Here is a 16,708-nt window from a genome sequence, read left to right as displayed (position 1 = left end):
ACCACGAGGAGATTGACTTTCGGATCGCGTTTGGATTTCCTGGCCCCCTGTGCCGCCGCGATCGGAGAGGAATTCATCATGAATGCGCGTTATGCGATTGGACTCATCGTCGTTGGTTGTGGTTGCGCGGGTTCGACGCCGAGCGCCTCGAGCCCGCCGCCGAGCGAACCGCTCGCGAGCGCCGAAGCTCCCGCGCCCGCGCCGCCGGCACCGGCACCTTTGCCAACGACGCCCGCGGCCGAGCCCGCGGCGACTGCGAGCCTCCCCAAGCTGGCGCCCCCCGAAACCCCCGATGCCATCAAGGCCCCGAGCACGGCCAACCTCGTATTGAAGGCAAACGCCAAGGGCGCACAGATCTACGTGTGCGGCAAGAAGAAGGAGCCCAAGGCGAAATTCGAGTGGACGCTCAAAGCCCCGGACGCGACGCTCTCGGACGAGGCAGGAAAGACGCTCGGCAAGCATTACGGCGGCCCGACGTGGGAAGCGGCAGACGGCAGCAAGATCGTCGGTGCCATGAAGGCCAAGGTCGATGCTCCCGACGCCACCGCGATCCCCTGGCTGCTCCTGGAGATCAAGTCGACCGAGGGGCAAGGCGTGCTCAGCCACGTCGCGTGGATTCAGCGCGTCGAGACCGTGGGCGGCAAAGCTCCGGCGGACGGCTGCGACAAAGCGCACGATGGCGCCGAAGCGCGCATCGACTATAGCGCGACCTACTACTTCTACGCGAACCCGTGAGCTCGCTCGCTCTCCGAGCCCGCTCGGACAGCCGCGTTGGCCCTGGCCGCCGCCCCGCGCGCCGAGCCGAGATTTGAACGGCCCGCTCGGCCGTTCGCTGCTCGTCCACCGCCATGAACGGCGCCCCGTCGAAACGGCCGCCGAACGACGTCATGTGCACGCAGGCTGTGGAGTGCCGTCACGCCCGCGAGACCTGTGCAGCCGGGGCACCAGCGTCAGGCTCCGCGGTCGGGCGGACCTCCGTGATGAGCTCCCGTCCAAGCATCAGCACCGCGGCGTGGAACACCCACAGGTGGCTGAAGTCGATGCTCAGCGTCGCGAGGGTGCCCATGTGGAACAGCAGCGCCACGCCGAGGAGGTACTTGCGCGCGCCGCGCACCGGGAAATAGAGGATGAACGCGAGCTCCATCAGCAGGGCAGCGCAGGAGAACACGCGTGATATCTCCGCTGACCGGGCCAGAAGGAGACCGAGCGGCTCTCCCTGTCTCAGCATGGCGATCTGCATGGTGGTCCCCTCGAGCGCCCAGTCCCAGCCCGATCGCATGAGCTTCGCGACAGCCGACTGGAAGTACACGAGAACCACGACGAGCTCCATGCAGCGGAACGACGCGCTGGACGCCCACGCGTCGGACCGCGCGCCAGGCCGATGCAGCACCATGAGCCCGCACAGCCACACCACATGGATGCGCGCGTCGACGAACCCGAACATGTTATGCCACGCATCCAGGAGGAGCATGCTGGCGAAGAACCCGAACGCAGCCAGCCGGAACGCCACATTGAAGAGCGCCGCGGCCGCGCAGAGCGTCGCGATGAGCTTGACGCCGAGCAGCACCGCGTGGGAGGGGAACGGCAGGCCGAGGACCGCAGCGACGCCGATAGGTCGATAGAGGTGCGGGCTCATCGCGGTGTAGAACGACCAGTCCCAGCGCCAGACCTCCCAGAGGCCGTACGGATAAAGGACGAACCGGAACCGGTCCAGGAACCGCGATGCCGGGGCGTGGAGCAGGAACTCCTGCCACCGCCGCCAGAGGTGCTCCGCGGCGCTCACGGCGCCGAGCCCTCGACGGTGCAAACGTGCTTTTCCTCGGAGCGCACGACCCTCTCGGTCATGGCGCCGCTCGGAGACCGGACAAACTCTACCTCTTCGGCCACGATCGAGAGCCTGCGGAAGCGGCCCTCCAGGACCGAACGGCAGAGATCCGCGCGCTGCTCCGGCGGGGCCGGATCCAGGAACGTGGCGTAGGATGCGTGGTTTGCCTGGAAGAACGGCACGTGCACCACGTCCCACGGCCGATGACGTCGTCCGTGCTCGTCGACGTAGAGGACGCGCTCCATCACAATCCCATCGGGCCAGTGTCGATCGAACATGCGATAGGCGTTGAGCGGGTAAAGGCTCTCGCGCGTCGCGCTGGCCGCGGTCTGCAAGGCCACGATCCCCAGGAATAGCAGCGAGCCGCACGCCGCGCGAAGGCTAGGTTTCACCGAGCACCTCGACTTGCATTTCATGATTGTCCGAGATCGCTCGCCAGGCGGCCGGACAGCAGAACGTCACCGGCAGCCCGCGCTGCAACCCTTTGTGGCAACCTGCGCCGGGGTTCCACACCTCGACGTCGCCGTCGTGCGAGAAACCGAGCACGATGTCGAGCGGCAGGGTGAGCCGCAGCGGCGGTAGGCGGAGGACGCGGCCATCGCGCTGGCGCAGGAGCTGGCGGCTCGAGCGCAGCACGACGTGATCGCCGTGGAAAGACCCCTCGGCGATGTCGCCGATCACGAGCGCCGAGCGCCGAGGCGGCGGCCTGCCAGGGCAGAGAGGCCGCACCTCCAGGCAGCGCTGGCGGACCAGGGGATGCCATGAGCCGTCAACCGCCCGCAGATTGCCAGTCGCCGCACGGAGGAGCTCCTGGCGCCCGTCGCGACCCGCGAGCAGCCGGACGGGCCGGCCCGACGTGCCCTCGTCATCCCAGGGCGTGAAGCCGATCCACTCCGGATGACCTGGCGTATCCCAGACATCGAAGCTCAGCGCCTTGAACCGGCGCCAGACGATCGGCCCGACATGGTCGTCCCCCTCGAGGCGGTGGCCCAGCGCCTCATGCAGCAGGTAGCCGAACGCGGGAGGCCGCAGCTCGAGCACCTCCGCGTCGAGCTCGCCTGCGTTCGCGGCGGGCAGGTCCAGGTGCTCCACGAGGGCCTGCGCCCAGCGCCGCACGCGCTGGGCACTGCCGCGGTCCCACACGCTCAGGAACGAGAAGCTCTCGCCGTCGCGGGAGACATCGAGGTACGCGCTCCTACGCCGCAGCGGCGGTCGCGCGGGCCGGCGGAGCTCCCGCACCTCCTCACGCAGCTCCAGGCGCACGGCGTCGAAGGAGCGGGCGAGGTCGCTGGCCACCTCATAAAGCACAGGAGCCCTCAGCCCGCCGGCAGACGGGGCGTCCGCGGTCCCGCTGCGAACGTGCCCGGAAGCCGTCCGTTGCCAGAAGTTCGCCTCCGACCTCGCTCGCGTCAACACGAGACGACCGCGCTGCCAGCGGAAGTCCCTCACGCTCCGCGCCTGGATGCGATGGACCGAACGCTTCATGCTTCGATGTGGCCACAGTTCCAGCACGAGCGATCACGGCGGTAGGCGCGGCGGTCGATCTCGAGCGTGAACGGATCCACCGTGAGCTCGGTGCCCATCGAAGCACAATCGGCGAAGCCCCCCAGATATTTGATGATCTCGAGCGCGCCGATCGAGCTCACGAGCGCGTTGACGGGACCGAAGGACGGCGCCTGATAGCGACGGTTGAGCGCCTCGTGCAGCTCCGCCATGTCGCGCGCGCCGCCCTTGGCCCGGCGCTTTTCGGAGCGCGGCTTGAAGCAGTGGTAGCACGACGTCCGCCCCGCCACGGTCATCGGCCCGATGACCCCCGTGGCGTCGCGGTATCCCAGGTTCACATAGGGGATGCGTCGCTTCACGCAGGCGAGATCGACCCACTCGTGGATGGTGGCTGGCTGGTCCGCAGAGAGCACGACGAAGTGCACGCCCTTCAGCGCGGCGCTCAGCTCTCGCGCGCTGCTGACCTTGAGCGGGACCGGACGGACGAGCGTGCCCCGGTTTCGCTCGGCCAGCCGCTCCGCTGCCACGTCGATCTTGGGTCGCCCGACGTCCTTCTCCGTGAACAGCACCTGACGGGTCAGGTTGCTGAGCTCGATGTCGTCGAAATCGATGAGCCGCAGCTCGCCGAAGCCGGCTCCGATGAGCGCCATCGAGACCCAGTTGCCGATTCCGCCCATGCCCACCAGCGCGACGCGCCGCCGCGCGAGGCTGGCCTGCACGGCGATCGGGTCGGCGCCCGCGAGATCGTAGAACAAAAGATGGCGATCGTACCGGCGAAAGCGCTCTGGAACGGGCTTGGCCGGGCGCAGGATGCCCGCGGACTTCAGGTCTCGTCCGAGCCGCTGCGCCTTGGCGGGGCGCTCGCGCACGCGCCGAGCCGCTGATGAGAGCGTGGTGGGCTTCAGGAAGCCGAGCAGGAAGTCGAGCCCCTCGCTGTCCAGCGTGAGCTCCTTTCGCAGCCGATCCGTGTGACCCAGCGTGAGCTGAACAGCTCCGTCTCGCGTCGCTTCAGCGCGCTCCAGCCCGAGGTAGCGTGGGATCTGAAGCTTCGATGCGCGCTCACTGCGTGCTTTGGTTGCATTTTGCATAGAGATACCTATCGCGCACCGCTCCCCGGTGCATCAGATAACATCGCAGGTGCCCTTCCCGAACCATGCCGGCCTTCTCGAGGACGCGCATCGAGGCGACGTTGTCCGGATCGACATAGGCCTCGATACGCGCCACGCCCAGATCGGCGAAGCCTCGATCGAGCGCGAGCGAGGCCGCCCTCGTCGTGATACCCCGCCCCCAGTGTCCGCGGGCGAGGACATAACCCAGCTCCGCCCTGCAGGACGCCGCTCCGGACCGGCGGTCGAGGGTGATGGCGCCGACCGGCGTAGCGTCCAGGCAGATGGCCATGAACCACGGGTGTGATTCAGCGACGTCTGCGAGGAAGCGGCGGGCGCGCTCACGATCCTGGTAGCTGTCCCAGAACAATGAGCGAGTCACCTCAGGGTCGGACGCCCACGTCATGAATGCGTCCAGATCACCCGCGCAGAGCGGGCGCAGTGAGACATCCAGTTCATGTATGCTTCTTGTCATTCTTCACCACGAGCAGGAAGATCACCATGAGCACGCACAACCCGATGGATACGGTCGAGAAGAGGTTGTAGAGGTTCACGACAGATAGACGCTCGCCGTCCCGGCCCGAGAGCTGCCAGTGGATGATGGCGAGGGCGCCCATCATGCCGATGCGAGAGAACAGGCTCAACGAGCTCAGGACCGATGCGCGCGACGAGGAGGTGATGCGCTCGTTGATGCGGGCGCTCAGGAAGCTCCGCACCGAGGCAAGGCTGCCCTGGAGCAAGCAGAACACGACGAGCGCGGGAAGCCAGGCGCGCATCTGGCCGACGAGCATGTACAGGACGGAGAAGCTCATGAAGAGCGTCAGCATGAACGACGCGCTGCGTACCCATGCTCTCTTGGCGATGGCAGCGTAAACAGACCCGAACACGGCGGAGGCGCCGGCGTAAGCGATGAAGGTCGTGCCCAGGGCAGTGCTCTCGACGGAAGGATCGAGCTCCTGGAAGAGCGGCTGCCAGTAGTGGAGGATCGGCTGGATCACGAGCTGCACCAGCAGGCTCGCGAGGAACAGCGGCAGCACGGTCGGCCGCAGGATGCCGTCGGCGAAGGCGTTGCGCAGGTGCACACGGAGCGGCGTGTGCTCCGCCGCGACGCGAGAGTCCTGCACGTCGCGAGGGAGCGCGAACACGAGCCATGCCATCGCGGCACCGAACGTGAGCGCCGCGCCCAGGTACGGCAGCCCCACGCCGTGGGCTGCGATGAGCCCGCCAGCGAAGCCGAACGCCATGACCGCAACGCTGTTGCACGTCTGGTTGAGGTAAAAGAAGCGATCGAGGTGCTGCGGTGAGCTCGCGAGCCCCGACGAGTCGATGGCGTAGGCCTCGTAGCAGCCGGACCAGAAGCAGAGCGACAGGGCGGTCAGGCATTCAGCGATGCAGAACCACACCCAGGTATCGCAAGTGAAAAAGAGCAAGAACCCTGCGCCGCCGAGCAGCAGCGCGAGCGCAAGGCTAAGCCGCCGCCCGACCACGTCTGCCACGAGACCGGTAGGAAACTCACCGACGAGAATCACGGCCGCTTGGACCGACTTCAACGTCGCGATGTCCTGCAGCTGGAAGCCCCTGGACAGGAGGAAGAGCACCGACGTTGCGCCGACGAACATTCGTCCGCCCTCGAAGAGCATGTCGAGAGCAAGAAATCGGCCCATCCTCGGCGGCGCAGGGGCGAGGGGGGCGTCGATGTGCTCTGACACGGTGGGCATGGAGTTCCTGTTGGGACGTGTCGACACTATCAATCCATCGAGGTCGATTCAAGCGCAAAATGGACGGCAACTCGCCCTCACGGTGCACGTCGATCCGCCATGGAAGACAGGTGGTCAATGATGGGCTGCGCCACGAGGGACGCCATCGCGCCTGGTCGTGATTGTCCTGTTGACGGCGGCGCGCCGCGGAGGCGAGTTCATCGCCGCCGCGGCGCGACCAATGTCCCTGTAGTCGCGGTCGCTAGTTACGGACCGAGCCCGCGTTGCGCACCGAACCCGCGTTGCGAACCGAGCCGGCGTTGCGAACCGAGCCGGCGTTGCGCACCGAGCCCGCGTTGCGAACCGAGCCGGCGTTGCGCACCGAGCCCGCGTTGCGCACCGAGCCGGCGTTGCGCACCGAGCCGGCGTTGCGCACCGAGCCGGCGTTGCGCACCGAGCCGGCGTTGCGAACCGAGCCGGCGTTGCGAACCGAGCCCGCGCTCTTGATGACGATCTTCATGCTGGGTTACCTCTCCTTTTACGCGTTATGCGTGTGGTCTGTAAGAAACGGCGTCTTGCCGCAGTGATGCGTGGTCTACTGAAGTGGTCTCTTGTCGTGAACGCACGCTGCGCGTTCACCTTGCCTCATACGAACACGTTGAAAGCTCCGGCTCTTCCTCCTTCGCTAGGAGCGTTCGCCTTAAGCGTTCAAGCTAGACTCTTCATTCCTTGTTTGGAAGCGTCGAAAATGTGCTGTTGGTCGGCTGATGTCTCGCGTCCCATGCGTTGGTCCGGTCATTACGCCTGTTCGAACGCGAGGACGCCGGCGTGCGGGTCGCAGCCCCACGCGCCAGCGGGTCGGGTGCGCGAGGGTCGGATGGCCCAGCTCGACCGTCGTCCCTCGCGGGCCTCGCATCGCCGACGCAAACCCGAACTTCGGCGGGCAAGAGGGCCCGTGGCCGCGTGCGTCGGCGCCGCGGCCTCGCCGGCAGCGTCGCCGGCGGACAGCGGGTTGATGGTTACCGTAGCGGGCGGCCTGCCCGAGCTCGAGCCGCCGTACCGCCGGAGCCGCGGCCCCGGCGCGCTCGAGCCGTCCCTCCGGGGCCCGTCATCGCCGCAGCGCACCGCAGCGCCGGCGCCGACGAGACTGCATAAGTGCCAGAGGAGCAGAAGTCGACGCATCGCCGCACGCTCCTGCTGCAAGCAGTTGCCATCTCCGGTCTCGGAGCTCGGGGCGAAATGCATTAGAGTCGATCGGCAGGTCGAGGCGTGGAAGGGCGCCGAGCTCCGGCGCCGGGTGGGAGCAGCGCGATGAACGAGATCAATTTCTACAAGCTTCCGCGTACCATCCAGGACGGCGTGATCGAGGCGTTCCGCGGGCGGTTCGCGCCGGCGCCGATCGTCAGCCGGTTCGGGACTCGGCGCACCATCGTCGCTTGGCTCGCGGTCAGCGCCGCCTCGGGCCTCCTGCTGGCGGGGCTCTGTGCGGCCGGCCTGGGCGACGTCAACAGCGTTCTCGCGCTCCACCCGAGGTCGGCGGCCGCCGCGTACGTGGTGCTCGCCGCGACCACCGTCATCGGCGTGCTCCGGGCGCTCGCCTACAACGCCGACCTCGTCACGCTGCCGTTCGCGCCCGGCCTGTTCGTCTTCCCCGCGAACCTGGTCGACGCGCGCGACCACAGGCTCCGGGTCTTCTCGCTCGCGGAGCTCTCGCGCGTCTCGGCGGGCCCTCGCGGCGCCGTGGTCCTCACGTTCGGCGGCACGCAGCACGCCTTTCCCCTCGAGGACCCGTCGCGCTCGGACGACGTGATCCGGGAGGTCGAAGCGGCGTGCAGCCGCATGAAAGCGAAGCCCGACGCCGCGGAGCTGCGCCGGCTCGATCCCTTCGAGCCGCCTGCCATCCAGAGCCCGTTCGCGTCGCCGATCCCGCTCTCGCGCGAGGTCCCCGGGTGGCAAAGCTATGCGTGGCTCCTCGCGGCCGCGATCGGCGTGGCCCTCGGCCTGGGGCTCTTCTTCCTCCGCAACCGGATGAGCGACGCGCGGATGTACGCCGCGGCGCGGGAGCGCGACGACGTGGCCGCGTACCAGAGCTACATCGCGCGCGGCCGCGGCCACGCGGAGGTCGTCTCCCAGGTGCTGCTGCCACGGGCCGAGCTGCGCCTCGCGGTGGCGAAAGGCTCGGTCGAGGCCATCGACGACTTCCTCCGCGCCCACCCCAAGACGGGCATCCAGGGCGAGGTCGACGCGGTCCGCCGCGCCGCGCTCGCCGCGGAGCTCGAGCGGGCGCGGGAGGTGGGTACGCTCGCGGCGCTGCTGGCGTTCGCGGAGCGCTACCCGAAGCACGGCCTGGACAAGACGTTCAACGACGCCAGGCACGCGCTCTATGCGCGGGCTCTCGATCGGTACAAGAGCGAGATGCCCGAAGGGGGCGAGCAGAACGCGGACTTCGTGAGGCGGCTCCTGGCCTACGCGGAGCGCGTGGGGCCCAGGAGCACGCCGCAGGGCCTCCGCGGCCCGGCCGTCCAGGTCCGCTTCCGGCGGCTTCCGTCGCAGGACCTGGAGCGCGCCGACGACATCGTTAGGAAGATCCCGATGTTCAGCGGCGCCGCGTCCCTGCCGAGCCGCTACGTCGATGCGACCCGCCTCGATCCCCAGGAGAAGCGGACCGCGTCGGCCCTGGTGGACGGGTTCGCGCGGGGGTTCGAGCCGGAGCTCGTCACCTTCGAGCCGGGCCCGCCCTTCGAGGGCTCCGCCGAGGAGCAGCTCACCGTGACCTCCCCCTCCCTCGTGGTGAGCTATCGCGTCGAGTCGTCCGGGATCGCCCATGCCAGCAAGAAGCCGCAGATCATCATCATGGGGCTCAAGTTCCTGTTCAAAACGGAGTTCATCTTGCCCGGAGACGCGGAGCCGCTGCTCACGAGCTACAAGATCTCGCGGCGTGTCCCGGCCGGGCTCATCCAGCAGCAGACCCCCGCCCCGCGCCCCGGGGTCCTCGAGGCCATCGTCTACGAGGCCATGATGCGCGAAGCCTTCATCGACCTCGAAGAGCGCTACCTCTCCAAGTGGTTCCGGAAGCGCGACGCGCCCAAGTGAGGGTGGACGCGGCGGGCGCGCGCGACGCCGGGATCTCGCGAACGGGCGCCGCGGCGGGGGCTTTACGAATGCTGCGGCTTCGCCGATCCTCGTGCAATGCACCTACGTCTCGCTCCTGCTCTGGCTCTCGCTGTTGCGCTCCATAATTCCGGGTGTTCGGACGCCGGCACGGGCGACCCCGGCGGCTCCGGCGGCTCCCAGGCCGGCTCCGGCGGCGGGGGCACGGGGGGCGCTGGCGGGAACGAGCTCGGCGAGATCGCCGGCGCCGGTGGGGGGAGCGGGCTCACGACCGACGTGAGCGTCATCATCACGGCCGACAACGCGTACGGCTTCGGCTACGGGACCGGCGACAAGCTCCTGAATTACTTCGGCGGCATCGAGAACCCCTTCGCCGACGAGATCTTCTCGTGTCCCGTCGGCCATGGGCCCGAGTCGTACACGGTGCCGGCGCCATCCGCGGACGCCGGGCACTATCTTTACATCATCACCTACGCCGACATGTCCACGACGCAGGGCGTGATCGGCCAGTTCTTCCGCGAGGGCGCGGAGCCCGTCTTCACGGGCAACGGCGCGTGGGAGGTCTGCGCGACCGGCGAGGACTACGACCTCGGCTCGCACGGGCCGACGCTGGAGACGATCGACCAGCACATCGCGCGCTGCAACGGCGGAGGCCTGGATCCGGAGACGACGAGCGCCGGCTGGGTGACGACGGAGGTGTCCGACCGCGGCCATGTCGTGTTCGGCGAGGCGAACGACACCGCCACCGACGTCCCGCAGCCCGGCAACGAGTTCCCCATCGTCTGCGGCATCGACGAGGGGGCCCGGTGGATGTGGTATGAGTGGAACCCGAGCCGCACGGCCGGCAGCCCGTTCATCTGGCCCAACGCCAGCGACAACGTGATCAAGGATTTCCTGATCTTCCGGCTGGGCGCCGAGTTCGTGCCCGAGCCGCCACGCTAGCGATGGCTGGAGGTGCACCTCATGCTGCTCGACCGATCCTTTCGACGAACGCTCCTTGCCGGTCTCCTGCTGAGCGCCGGCCCGTCGACAACAGCTGCGCTCCTCATCGCAGCGCCGGGCTGCAGCGACTGGCTCGGCCGGGACGACATCCGCTGCTTCGAATGGCCCGACGAGCTCGGGGCGTGCCTGGACCGCGAGCAGGCGGTGGAGGAGCTCAACATGATCGATCGAAGTTGCAACGACCAGGTCGTGTCGGTGGAGAGCGCGAAGCAGCGAGACGGATTGTGCTGCTACAAGGTGACCGCCAGGAACTACTCCCGCGGCTGTCCCACGACGAGCGCTGCCAGCGCCGGGGGCAGTGGCCCGGTCAAGGGCAGTGTTGGCCACTCGGGGGGCGGTGGCGACCAGTCCGGGGGCGGTGGCGGCCAGTCCGGGGGCGGTGGCGGCCAGTCCGGGGGTGGTGGCGGCCAGTCCGCGGGCGGTGGTGGCCAGTCCGGTGGTGGCGGCGGCCGGTTTTGACTGAAACCGGCTGGATCAGACTGGGAGTCCCAAAGCAGGGAGCCGCAGCCCCGGCGCGCCCAGGAGCGACGACACTGCTGCCACCATGGATACCACACGCCCGACCGCCCGCTCCTGGACTGGGTGACGGCCGCGCGCTGCGTCAGGCCATCAGCGCGTCGAGCTGCCCGGGGAGGCCCCGCCCGACAGCAATGCGATGAGGCCGTGCGGGGCGGTCTCGCCGAAGCAAAGCTCGAAGGTCGCCGCGGCTTCGGGGGCGGCCTTCGCTCCACGAACGAACATCTCTTCTTCGTACTCGGCGAGCGCGGCTTCGAGGTCATTCGGGCGCGCGGCGATGGCCCTGCCGAGCTCAGCGCCGTCGACCATCGCGAGGTTTGCGCCTTCCCCGTCGGGCGGGCTCAGGTGCGCGGCGTCGCCGAGGAGCGTCACGCCGGGCACGCGATCCCAGCGGTGCCCGGCGGGGAGCTTGTGGATCATGCGCGGGACCGGAGCGGTCTCGCCGTCGGTGATGAGCGCGGTCAGGGCCGGGGCCCAGCCGTCGAACTCCGCGGCGACGCGCGCCCGCGCCGTCTTCGGGTCGGTGAAGTCGATGCCCTCGATCCACGCCTTTGGCCTCGTGAGCGCGACGTAGGTGTGGAGGACGCCGTTCGTCTCGCGGTGCGTGACGATGCCTTTGCCGGGCGTGAGCGCGTAGAACGCGCCCCCGCCGACGAGCCTGGCGCTGGCGGAATGCCGCGCGTCGGCGTCGAGCAGGTACGTCTCGACGTAGGTGGTGCCGACATATTCGGGCTTCGCGTCGGAGAGGAGCGGCCGGATCTTCGACCACGCGCCGTCGGCGCCGACGACGAGGCCGGTGGTCACGGTCGACCCGTCCGCGAAGGTGAGCTCGTGCTCTCCGTCGCCGAGCGCGCGCACACCCGTGAGCTTGCGGCCCCATTGCACGGTGTCAGGCGGGAGTGAGTCGAGGAGGATGCGCCGGAGGTCGCCGCGGAGCACCTCGGGGCAGCTACGTCATCGGGGTGAGCGTCCAGAACGCCACGGCGAGCCAGTTCGCGCGCCGCGAGCTCGCGCCGTCGACGAACCGCGTCGACTTCCTCGAGGCGGCAGCGGCGCGCTGGAGCGAGCTCGACGCCCGCGAGTACCCGTTCACGCGAAGCGTCGCCGCCCACCTCCCCGGCCACGACGACCGCGGAGAGTTCCTCGCCGGGATCGACCTGATCCTCGCCGGAATCGCGGGCTCGAAGTGAGCCGCGGAAACCAGCGCGTACAGCGTGGCTGTATGGTGGGATAGCCGCTACGAGGAGATTGACATTCGGATCGCGTTTGGATTTCCTGGCTCCTGTGGCGCTCAATGGTACACCGACGACGCTGCACCTGCGGCGCATCGCGCATCGCGCATTGGAGCAGCGACGCGGGGGAAGCGTCGCAGGACGGCGAATCTACGATTGTCGGGCTCGTCGTTCGTACTTGAGCAGCAATCTTTAGAGAAAGGAAGCGCCTATGAATTTGAGAGAGCTGAGCATTGCGACATTCAACCTCTTCAACCTCAACGAACCTGGATTGCGGATGTACTCGGACCCGGAGGGCTGGACCCAGGATCAATACAATCTCAAGCTCCAATGGGTCGCCCGGCAGCTGAAAATGCTGAAACCCGACGTTTGCGGGTTCCAGGAATTATGGCACCGCGACTCCTTGGACAACTGCTTGCAGGCCGCGGGCATGACGGAGGATTACGATGTGCTGGCGCCGCCAGAGGCTACGGGAACGAAAATCGTCTGTGCCGCCATCGTACGCAAGGGGCTCCTGGAAGGCCAGCCGGACTGGATAGAGCGTTTCCCCAGAAAATTCGTCCTGCAATCCAGCGGCGACGATCCGCAGACGCCGGACATCAACGTGAGCATCAGCGGCTTCTCCAGGCCGGTCCTCCACTTCACGATAAAACCGCGCGAGAACGACCCTGCGATTCATGTCTACGTCTGCCACTTCAAATCCAAGGCGCCGACGAAGGTGTTCAACGAGGCCTGGTACAAGGCAGACAGGACTACATATTCAAAGCACTCGGCCGGGCTCGGGTCGGCGCTCTCGACGATCCGTCGAACGGCCGAGGCGGCGGCGCTTCGCTTCCTTTTGACAGAACAGATGAAGGGCAACAATACACCCGTCATCGTGATCGGCGATATCAACGATGGACAGCAGAGCAACACTGCCAACGTACTGACCGGCCAACCGAAGTACCTGGTAGGCGATTCGGCTGGAGGTGGAGACACCGCGCTCTATACCGCGCAGACCTTGCAGGAGTATCGTGACACAAGGGACGTCTACTACACGCATGTCCACCAGGACATACGTGAATCGCTCGATCACATCCTGGTGAGCCAGGAGTTTTACGACAACAGCCGCAAACGCCTATGGATGTTCAACGGCATGACGGTGAACAATGATCATTTGAACTTCGAGGATCACAAAGCCGACGGCACCAACGATCACGGCATCATTCGCGCGATCTTCAAGTACAAGCCGATGAAGAAGGAAGCGCAGGACGTGATCGAAGAAGAGGCTTGAGCCCGCTCGCGAGCCCCGCGGCTTTGCGCGCTGTGACGCCCGCTGGCTGCGGAGTGAACGCGGCCTCCTCGATGCATCGATAATACTGCGTCACTTTTTCGAGGAGCAGAGCGGCGGGCGACCGCACAGGAGACGGGCCCAGATCGGCGTTTTCGGCGCGCAAGCGCACTCCGGTGCGCTGAGCACCGAAAACGTCGAGGTGGGCCCGTATCCGAAGCGGGCGACCGCCGCTCTAGAAGGGGATGAAGTCCTGATCGCCTGGGGCGTGCGGCACGCGCCCGTTGCTCGATGCGCCGCCGCCGCTCAGGGGACCCTTCTGCGGCGGCCTCCACAGCGCCTTGCCGCCGCGGCGGTCCGGTAGACGCCCCGGCCCCGCAGGCCTCTGGCCCGGGTCGCCGTCGCTCTCCTGCGCGAGGCGGAACGACGCCATCACGTTCTGGAGCTGCTCTGCCTGCGCCGAGAGCTCGGCCGCCGTGCTGGCGAGCTCCTCGGAGATCGCCGCGTTGCGCTGCGTGGACTGCTCTATCAGCTCCACCGCCCCGCTGATCTGGGCCACGCCGTTCGACTGCTCCTTGGATGCCACGGCGACGCCCTGCACCAGCTCCGCGGTCTCCCGGATCGACGGGACGAGCTCCGCGATGAGCTGTCCCGAGCGCTCCGCGACGACGATGCTCGACGCGGCGAACGAGCCGATCTCCTTCGCCGCATCCCGGCTTCGCTCGGCCAGCCGCCGCACCTCCGTGGCGACCACGGCGAAGCCCTTGCCGTGCTCGCCCGCGCGAGCCGCCTCGATCGCGGCGTTCAAGGCGAGCAGGTTCGTCTGGTACGCGATCTCCTCGATGATCACGATCCGCTGGGTGATCGCCTTCATCGCCTCGACCGTCTCCCGGACCGCCTGACCGCTCTGCTCCGCGTCCCTCGTCCTCCGGTGCGCCGTCTCCTCGACCTGCTTGCAGTTGGCGGCGTTCTTCGCGATCGTGCCGCTCAGCTGCTGCAGGCTGGTCATCGTCTCCTCCACGGACGCCGCCTGCTCGCTGGTGCCCTGCGACAGGCTCTGCGCCGTCGCCGAGAGCTGCACCGAGACCGAGGAGACCGAGACCGCGCCGCCCCGGACCTCGCCGATGAGGCCCGCCAGGCGCTCCGACATGGCCTTCACGGCGCCGAGCATCTGGCCGAACTCGTCGGAGCTCTTCACCGTGACCTGGCCCGTGAAGTCGCCCCCGGCGATGCGCTGGTGGATCGACACCGCCTGGGTGAGCGGCAAGAGGATCATCCTGCTGAAGACGACGGCGAGCACGGCGGCGACGATGATCGCGAGAAGACCTCCTATCTGCAGCGTCACGTACATCGTCCTGACGAGCGCGTTCGTCGCCGCCTGCCGCTGGGCAAGGAGGGAGATCTCCTCGTCGTCGATCTCCTTGAGCGCCGTGCGCATCTGGTCCATGAGGCCCTTCCCGCGCCCGTGCCTGACCTCCTCGACGGCGCGATCCGCCGGCGCCCTCGCCTCGTCCGCGCTGCGGCGGTACTGGATGATCGGCTCCAGCACGGAGGAGAGCCACTCGTCGTGGAGCTTGTCGATCCTGTCGAGGCGCGTCTGCTGGCGCGGGTTGTCCCTGGTGAGCTCCCGGGCACGGCTCAGGCTTTTATCGAACCGGTCTCGCCCGCTGCGGTACGGCTCCAGGAACGATTCCACCCCGGTGATGACGAAGCCGCGCTCTCCTGTCTCGGTGTCGAGCAGCGACGCCATGATCTCTCTCGTCGTGAGCATCACCTCGTAGGTGTGCTGGTCCCACGAGCGGGCCTCGTCGAGCTCCGCGAACCTCATGTAGGACGTGCCCGCCAGTCCGAGGACGATGACGACCATGGCGGCGAAGCCGAGGTAGAGCTTCCGGCCTACTCCGATATGCGCAAGCATGATGCATGCTCCGGGCTAGATGTGGTGCGGCTTCCTGCGAGCCCCGCCGGGGGCGGGAGCCGATAAACGGATGGCGCGACGCACCGCACGCGGTGGTCCGTCCCGTGGAGGCCCTCGGCGTGTCCGAGGAACAGGTACCCTGAAGGCGCGAGGCTGGCGATGAGCCTCGCCACGATCGACGCCTTCGTCGCGGCGTCGAAGTAGATGAGGACGTTCCGGCAGAAGATCAGATCGAACAGGCCGAATCGCTTGGGCGCCGCGTCGAGCAGGTTGAAGCGCCGGAAGGTGATGAGCCTGCGCAGCTCCGGCCGGGCCTTCATGAGGCCCGCGCTCGCGCCCGTCCCGCGGAGCATGTAGCTGCGCAGGCGCTCCTCCGGGATCTCCGAGGCCCGCTCGATCGGCCACACCGCGCGTTGCGCCTGGTCGAGCGCGCGGACGGACAGGTCCGTCGCGAGGATGCAGATCCCCGGAGCGCCGGTCGACGCGGCGGCGGCCCATGGCGGCGCCTGTCCCGCCGTGTCGCTGCGATCCCGGGAGTGCAGGCTGTCGAGCAACGACATCGCTATCGAGTAGGGCTCTTCCCCGGTCGAGCAGGCCGCGCTCCAGGCGCGCAGCGGGCGGCGGCCGCGCGCGAAGGGCGCTCCGTGGCCCGCGCTCTCGTGCCACGCCGGGAGGATCTCGCGCTCGAGGAGCTCGAACTGAGCGCGCTCCCGGAAGAAATGGGTCTCGTTCGTGCAGATGCAGTCGAGCATGTGCACGAGCTCGCCCTCGCCGTCCGGCGCGGTCACGCGGCGGTAGTACTCGCCGAAGCTGCGGAGCCCGAGCGCGCGGAGCCGGGGCCCGAGGCGGCAGAGCAGGAGCGGCTTCTTCTGCGGGCCGAGCGCGATGCCCGAGGCGCGCTTGACGAGCCTCTGGAACAGCCCGAACTCCTCGTCGCTGAGGGCGCGCGGGCCCAGCTCGGTGAGCGAGATCATGGCCTGTCCCCTTCGCCGGCCGCCGCACCGTGGCCGCCAGGGAGCGCCGGCGGGGCCCCGGGGGCCGAGGGGCCGGGCGTCGTCGAGGCCAGGAGCTCCGCCGGCGAGAGGATGCGGTCGATGTTGAGCAGCAGCACGAGCTTCTGGCCCACCTTCGCCATCCCGAGCAGCTGATCCACGCGCACCTGCGCGCCAAAGGCCGGCGCCTGCTCGATCTCGTCCTCGGAGAGCGTGAGCACATCGCCCACACCGTCGATGAGCAGGCCGAGGCGGGTGTTCTCGCCGTCGAGCTCGGTCTCGACGATGAGGACGCACGTCCACCGGCTCACCCTCGTCGGCGGCAGCCCGAGCTTGACCGCGAGATCGATGACCGGCACGACGCGGCCCCGGAGGTTCATGGCGCCGACGATGCACGCTGGCATCATCGGGACCCGCGATGTGACGCTGTGCTCGACGATCTCCCGCGCCCGGAGGATGTTCACCGCGTACTCGTCACCCGCGATGATGAAGGAGATGTATTGCGACACGGGGCTCGACGCGTCGGAGATCATGAC

16 protein-coding genes and 1 pseudogene are annotated in these 16,708 nt (G+C 68.1%); 6 read left to right on the top strand and 11 right to left on the bottom strand.

Annotated elements, in window-relative coordinates; all coding sequences use genetic code 11:
• The first annotated feature begins 30 nt into the window (after positions 1-30).
• A complete protein-coding gene (locus WMF46_RS06895) occupies positions 31-735 on the top strand; it encodes a DUF3455 domain-containing protein (RefSeq protein WP_437984873.1) in 705 nt (234 codons plus the stop codon).
• Between the two features lie 178 nt (positions 736-913).
• On the opposite strand, the gene WMF46_RS06890 is transcribed toward WMF46_RS06895, so the two are convergent.
• From WMF46_RS06890 to WMF46_RS06860, 7 genes are all read right to left on the bottom strand, one after another.
• Entirely contained in the window at positions 914-1,783 is an 870-nt protein-coding gene (locus WMF46_RS06890; protein ID WP_437984872.1) for a hypothetical protein, read from the bottom strand.
• Positions 1,780-2,217 carry a hypothetical protein gene (locus WMF46_RS06885; protein WP_437984871.1) on the bottom strand — a complete coding sequence of 146 codons (438 nt, stop codon included), beginning with the start codon at positions 2,215-2,217 and terminating at the stop codon, positions 1,780-1,782. Before WMF46_RS06885 ends, WMF46_RS06890 begins: the two co-directional genes overlap by 4 nt.
• Positions 2,207-3,133 (bottom strand): hypothetical protein, encoded by a 927-nt coding sequence (locus WMF46_RS06880; RefSeq protein WP_437984870.1) that lies wholly within the window; start codon positions 3,131-3,133, stop codon positions 2,207-2,209. Before WMF46_RS06880 ends, WMF46_RS06885 begins: the two co-directional genes overlap by 11 nt.
• Positions 3,134-3,306: 173 nt before the next feature.
• A complete protein-coding gene (locus WMF46_RS06875) occupies positions 3,307-4,416 on the bottom strand; it encodes a TOMM precursor leader peptide-binding protein (protein WP_437984869.1) in 1,110 nt (369 codons plus the stop codon).
• On the bottom strand, positions 4,388-4,909 hold the full coding sequence (locus WMF46_RS06870; protein WP_437984868.1) for a GNAT family N-acetyltransferase: 522 nt from the start codon (positions 4,907-4,909) through the stop codon (positions 4,388-4,390). The genes WMF46_RS06875 and WMF46_RS06870 overlap by 29 nt, the downstream gene beginning before the upstream one ends.
• The gene (locus tag WMF46_RS06865) at positions 4,890-6,152 is read right to left on the bottom strand and encodes an MFS transporter (RefSeq protein WP_437984867.1); all 1,263 of its coding nucleotides are present in this window, start codon (positions 6,150-6,152) and stop codon (positions 4,890-4,892) included. Before WMF46_RS06865 ends, WMF46_RS06870 begins: the two co-directional genes overlap by 20 nt.
• 241 nt (positions 6,153-6,393) lie before the next feature.
• Entirely contained in the window at positions 6,394-6,651 is a 258-nt protein-coding gene (locus WMF46_RS06860; protein ID WP_437984866.1) for a hypothetical protein, read from the bottom strand.
• A 791-nt stretch (positions 6,652-7,442) separates the two neighbouring features.
• On the opposite strand from WMF46_RS06860, the gene WMF46_RS06855 reads away from it, so the two are divergent.
• The 3 genes from WMF46_RS06855 (at position 7,443) to WMF46_RS06845 (ending at position 10,703) form a co-directional block, all read left to right on the top strand.
• Positions 7,443-9,224 (top strand): hypothetical protein, encoded by a 1,782-nt coding sequence (locus WMF46_RS06855; protein WP_437984865.1) that lies wholly within the window; start codon positions 7,443-7,445, stop codon positions 9,222-9,224.
• Positions 9,225-9,320: 96 nt separating this feature from the next.
• Positions 9,321-10,184, top strand: a complete 864-nt coding sequence (locus tag WMF46_RS06850) for a hypothetical protein (protein WP_437984864.1) — start codon at positions 9,321-9,323, stop codon at positions 10,182-10,184.
• Positions 10,185-10,205: 21 nt separating this feature from the next.
• Complete coding sequence (locus WMF46_RS06845; protein ID WP_437984863.1) at positions 10,206-10,703, top strand: hypothetical protein; 498 nt, start codon at positions 10,206-10,208, stop codon at positions 10,701-10,703.
• Positions 10,704-10,853: 150 nt separating this feature from the next.
• Here WMF46_RS06845 and WMF46_RS06840 read toward each other — a convergent pair.
• A pseudogene (locus WMF46_RS06840) lies at positions 10,854-11,705 on the bottom strand (FAD-dependent oxidoreductase); the annotation flags it as partial.
• 17 nt (positions 11,706-11,722) lie between these two features.
• Here WMF46_RS06840 and WMF46_RS06835 point away from each other — a divergent pair.
• Positions 11,723-11,950 carry a hypothetical protein gene (locus WMF46_RS06835; protein WP_437984862.1) on the top strand — a complete coding sequence of 76 codons (228 nt, stop codon included), beginning with the start codon at positions 11,723-11,725 and terminating at the stop codon, positions 11,948-11,950.
• A gap of 253 nt (positions 11,951-12,203) precedes the next feature.
• Positions 12,204-13,265 (top strand): endonuclease/exonuclease/phosphatase family protein, encoded by a 1,062-nt coding sequence (locus WMF46_RS06830; protein ID WP_437984861.1) that lies wholly within the window; start codon positions 12,204-12,206, stop codon positions 13,263-13,265.
• Positions 13,266-13,497: 232 nt separating this feature from the next.
• On the opposite strand, the gene WMF46_RS06825 is transcribed toward WMF46_RS06830, so the two are convergent.
• Genes WMF46_RS06825 through WMF46_RS06815 form a run of 3 tightly spaced genes read right to left on the bottom strand, consistent with a single transcriptional unit; the run spans position 13,498 to position 16,705 of the window.
• The gene (locus WMF46_RS06825) at positions 13,498-15,180 is read right to left on the bottom strand and encodes a methyl-accepting chemotaxis protein (protein ID WP_437984860.1); all 1,683 of its coding nucleotides are present in this window, start codon (positions 15,178-15,180) and stop codon (positions 13,498-13,500) included.
• The gene (locus WMF46_RS06820) at positions 15,159-16,154 is read right to left on the bottom strand and encodes a CheR family methyltransferase (protein ID WP_437984859.1); all 996 of its coding nucleotides are present in this window, start codon (positions 16,152-16,154) and stop codon (positions 15,159-15,161) included. Before WMF46_RS06820 ends, WMF46_RS06825 begins: the two co-directional genes overlap by 22 nt.
• Complete coding sequence (locus WMF46_RS06815) at positions 16,151-16,705, bottom strand: chemotaxis protein CheW (protein ID WP_437984858.1); 555 nt, start codon at positions 16,703-16,705, stop codon at positions 16,151-16,153. Before WMF46_RS06815 ends, WMF46_RS06820 begins: the two co-directional genes overlap by 4 nt.
• Positions 16,706-16,708 lie beyond the last annotated feature (3 nt).

It is taken from the genome of Sorangium sp. So ce117, from assembly GCF_051524395.1.
Lineage (GTDB): Bacteria > Myxococcota_A > Polyangia > Polyangiales > Polyangiaceae > Sorangium > Sorangium cellulosum_B.
The sequence above is the reverse complement of the archived record's forward strand: the minus strand, read 5'-3'. Positions and strand labels throughout refer to the sequence as shown.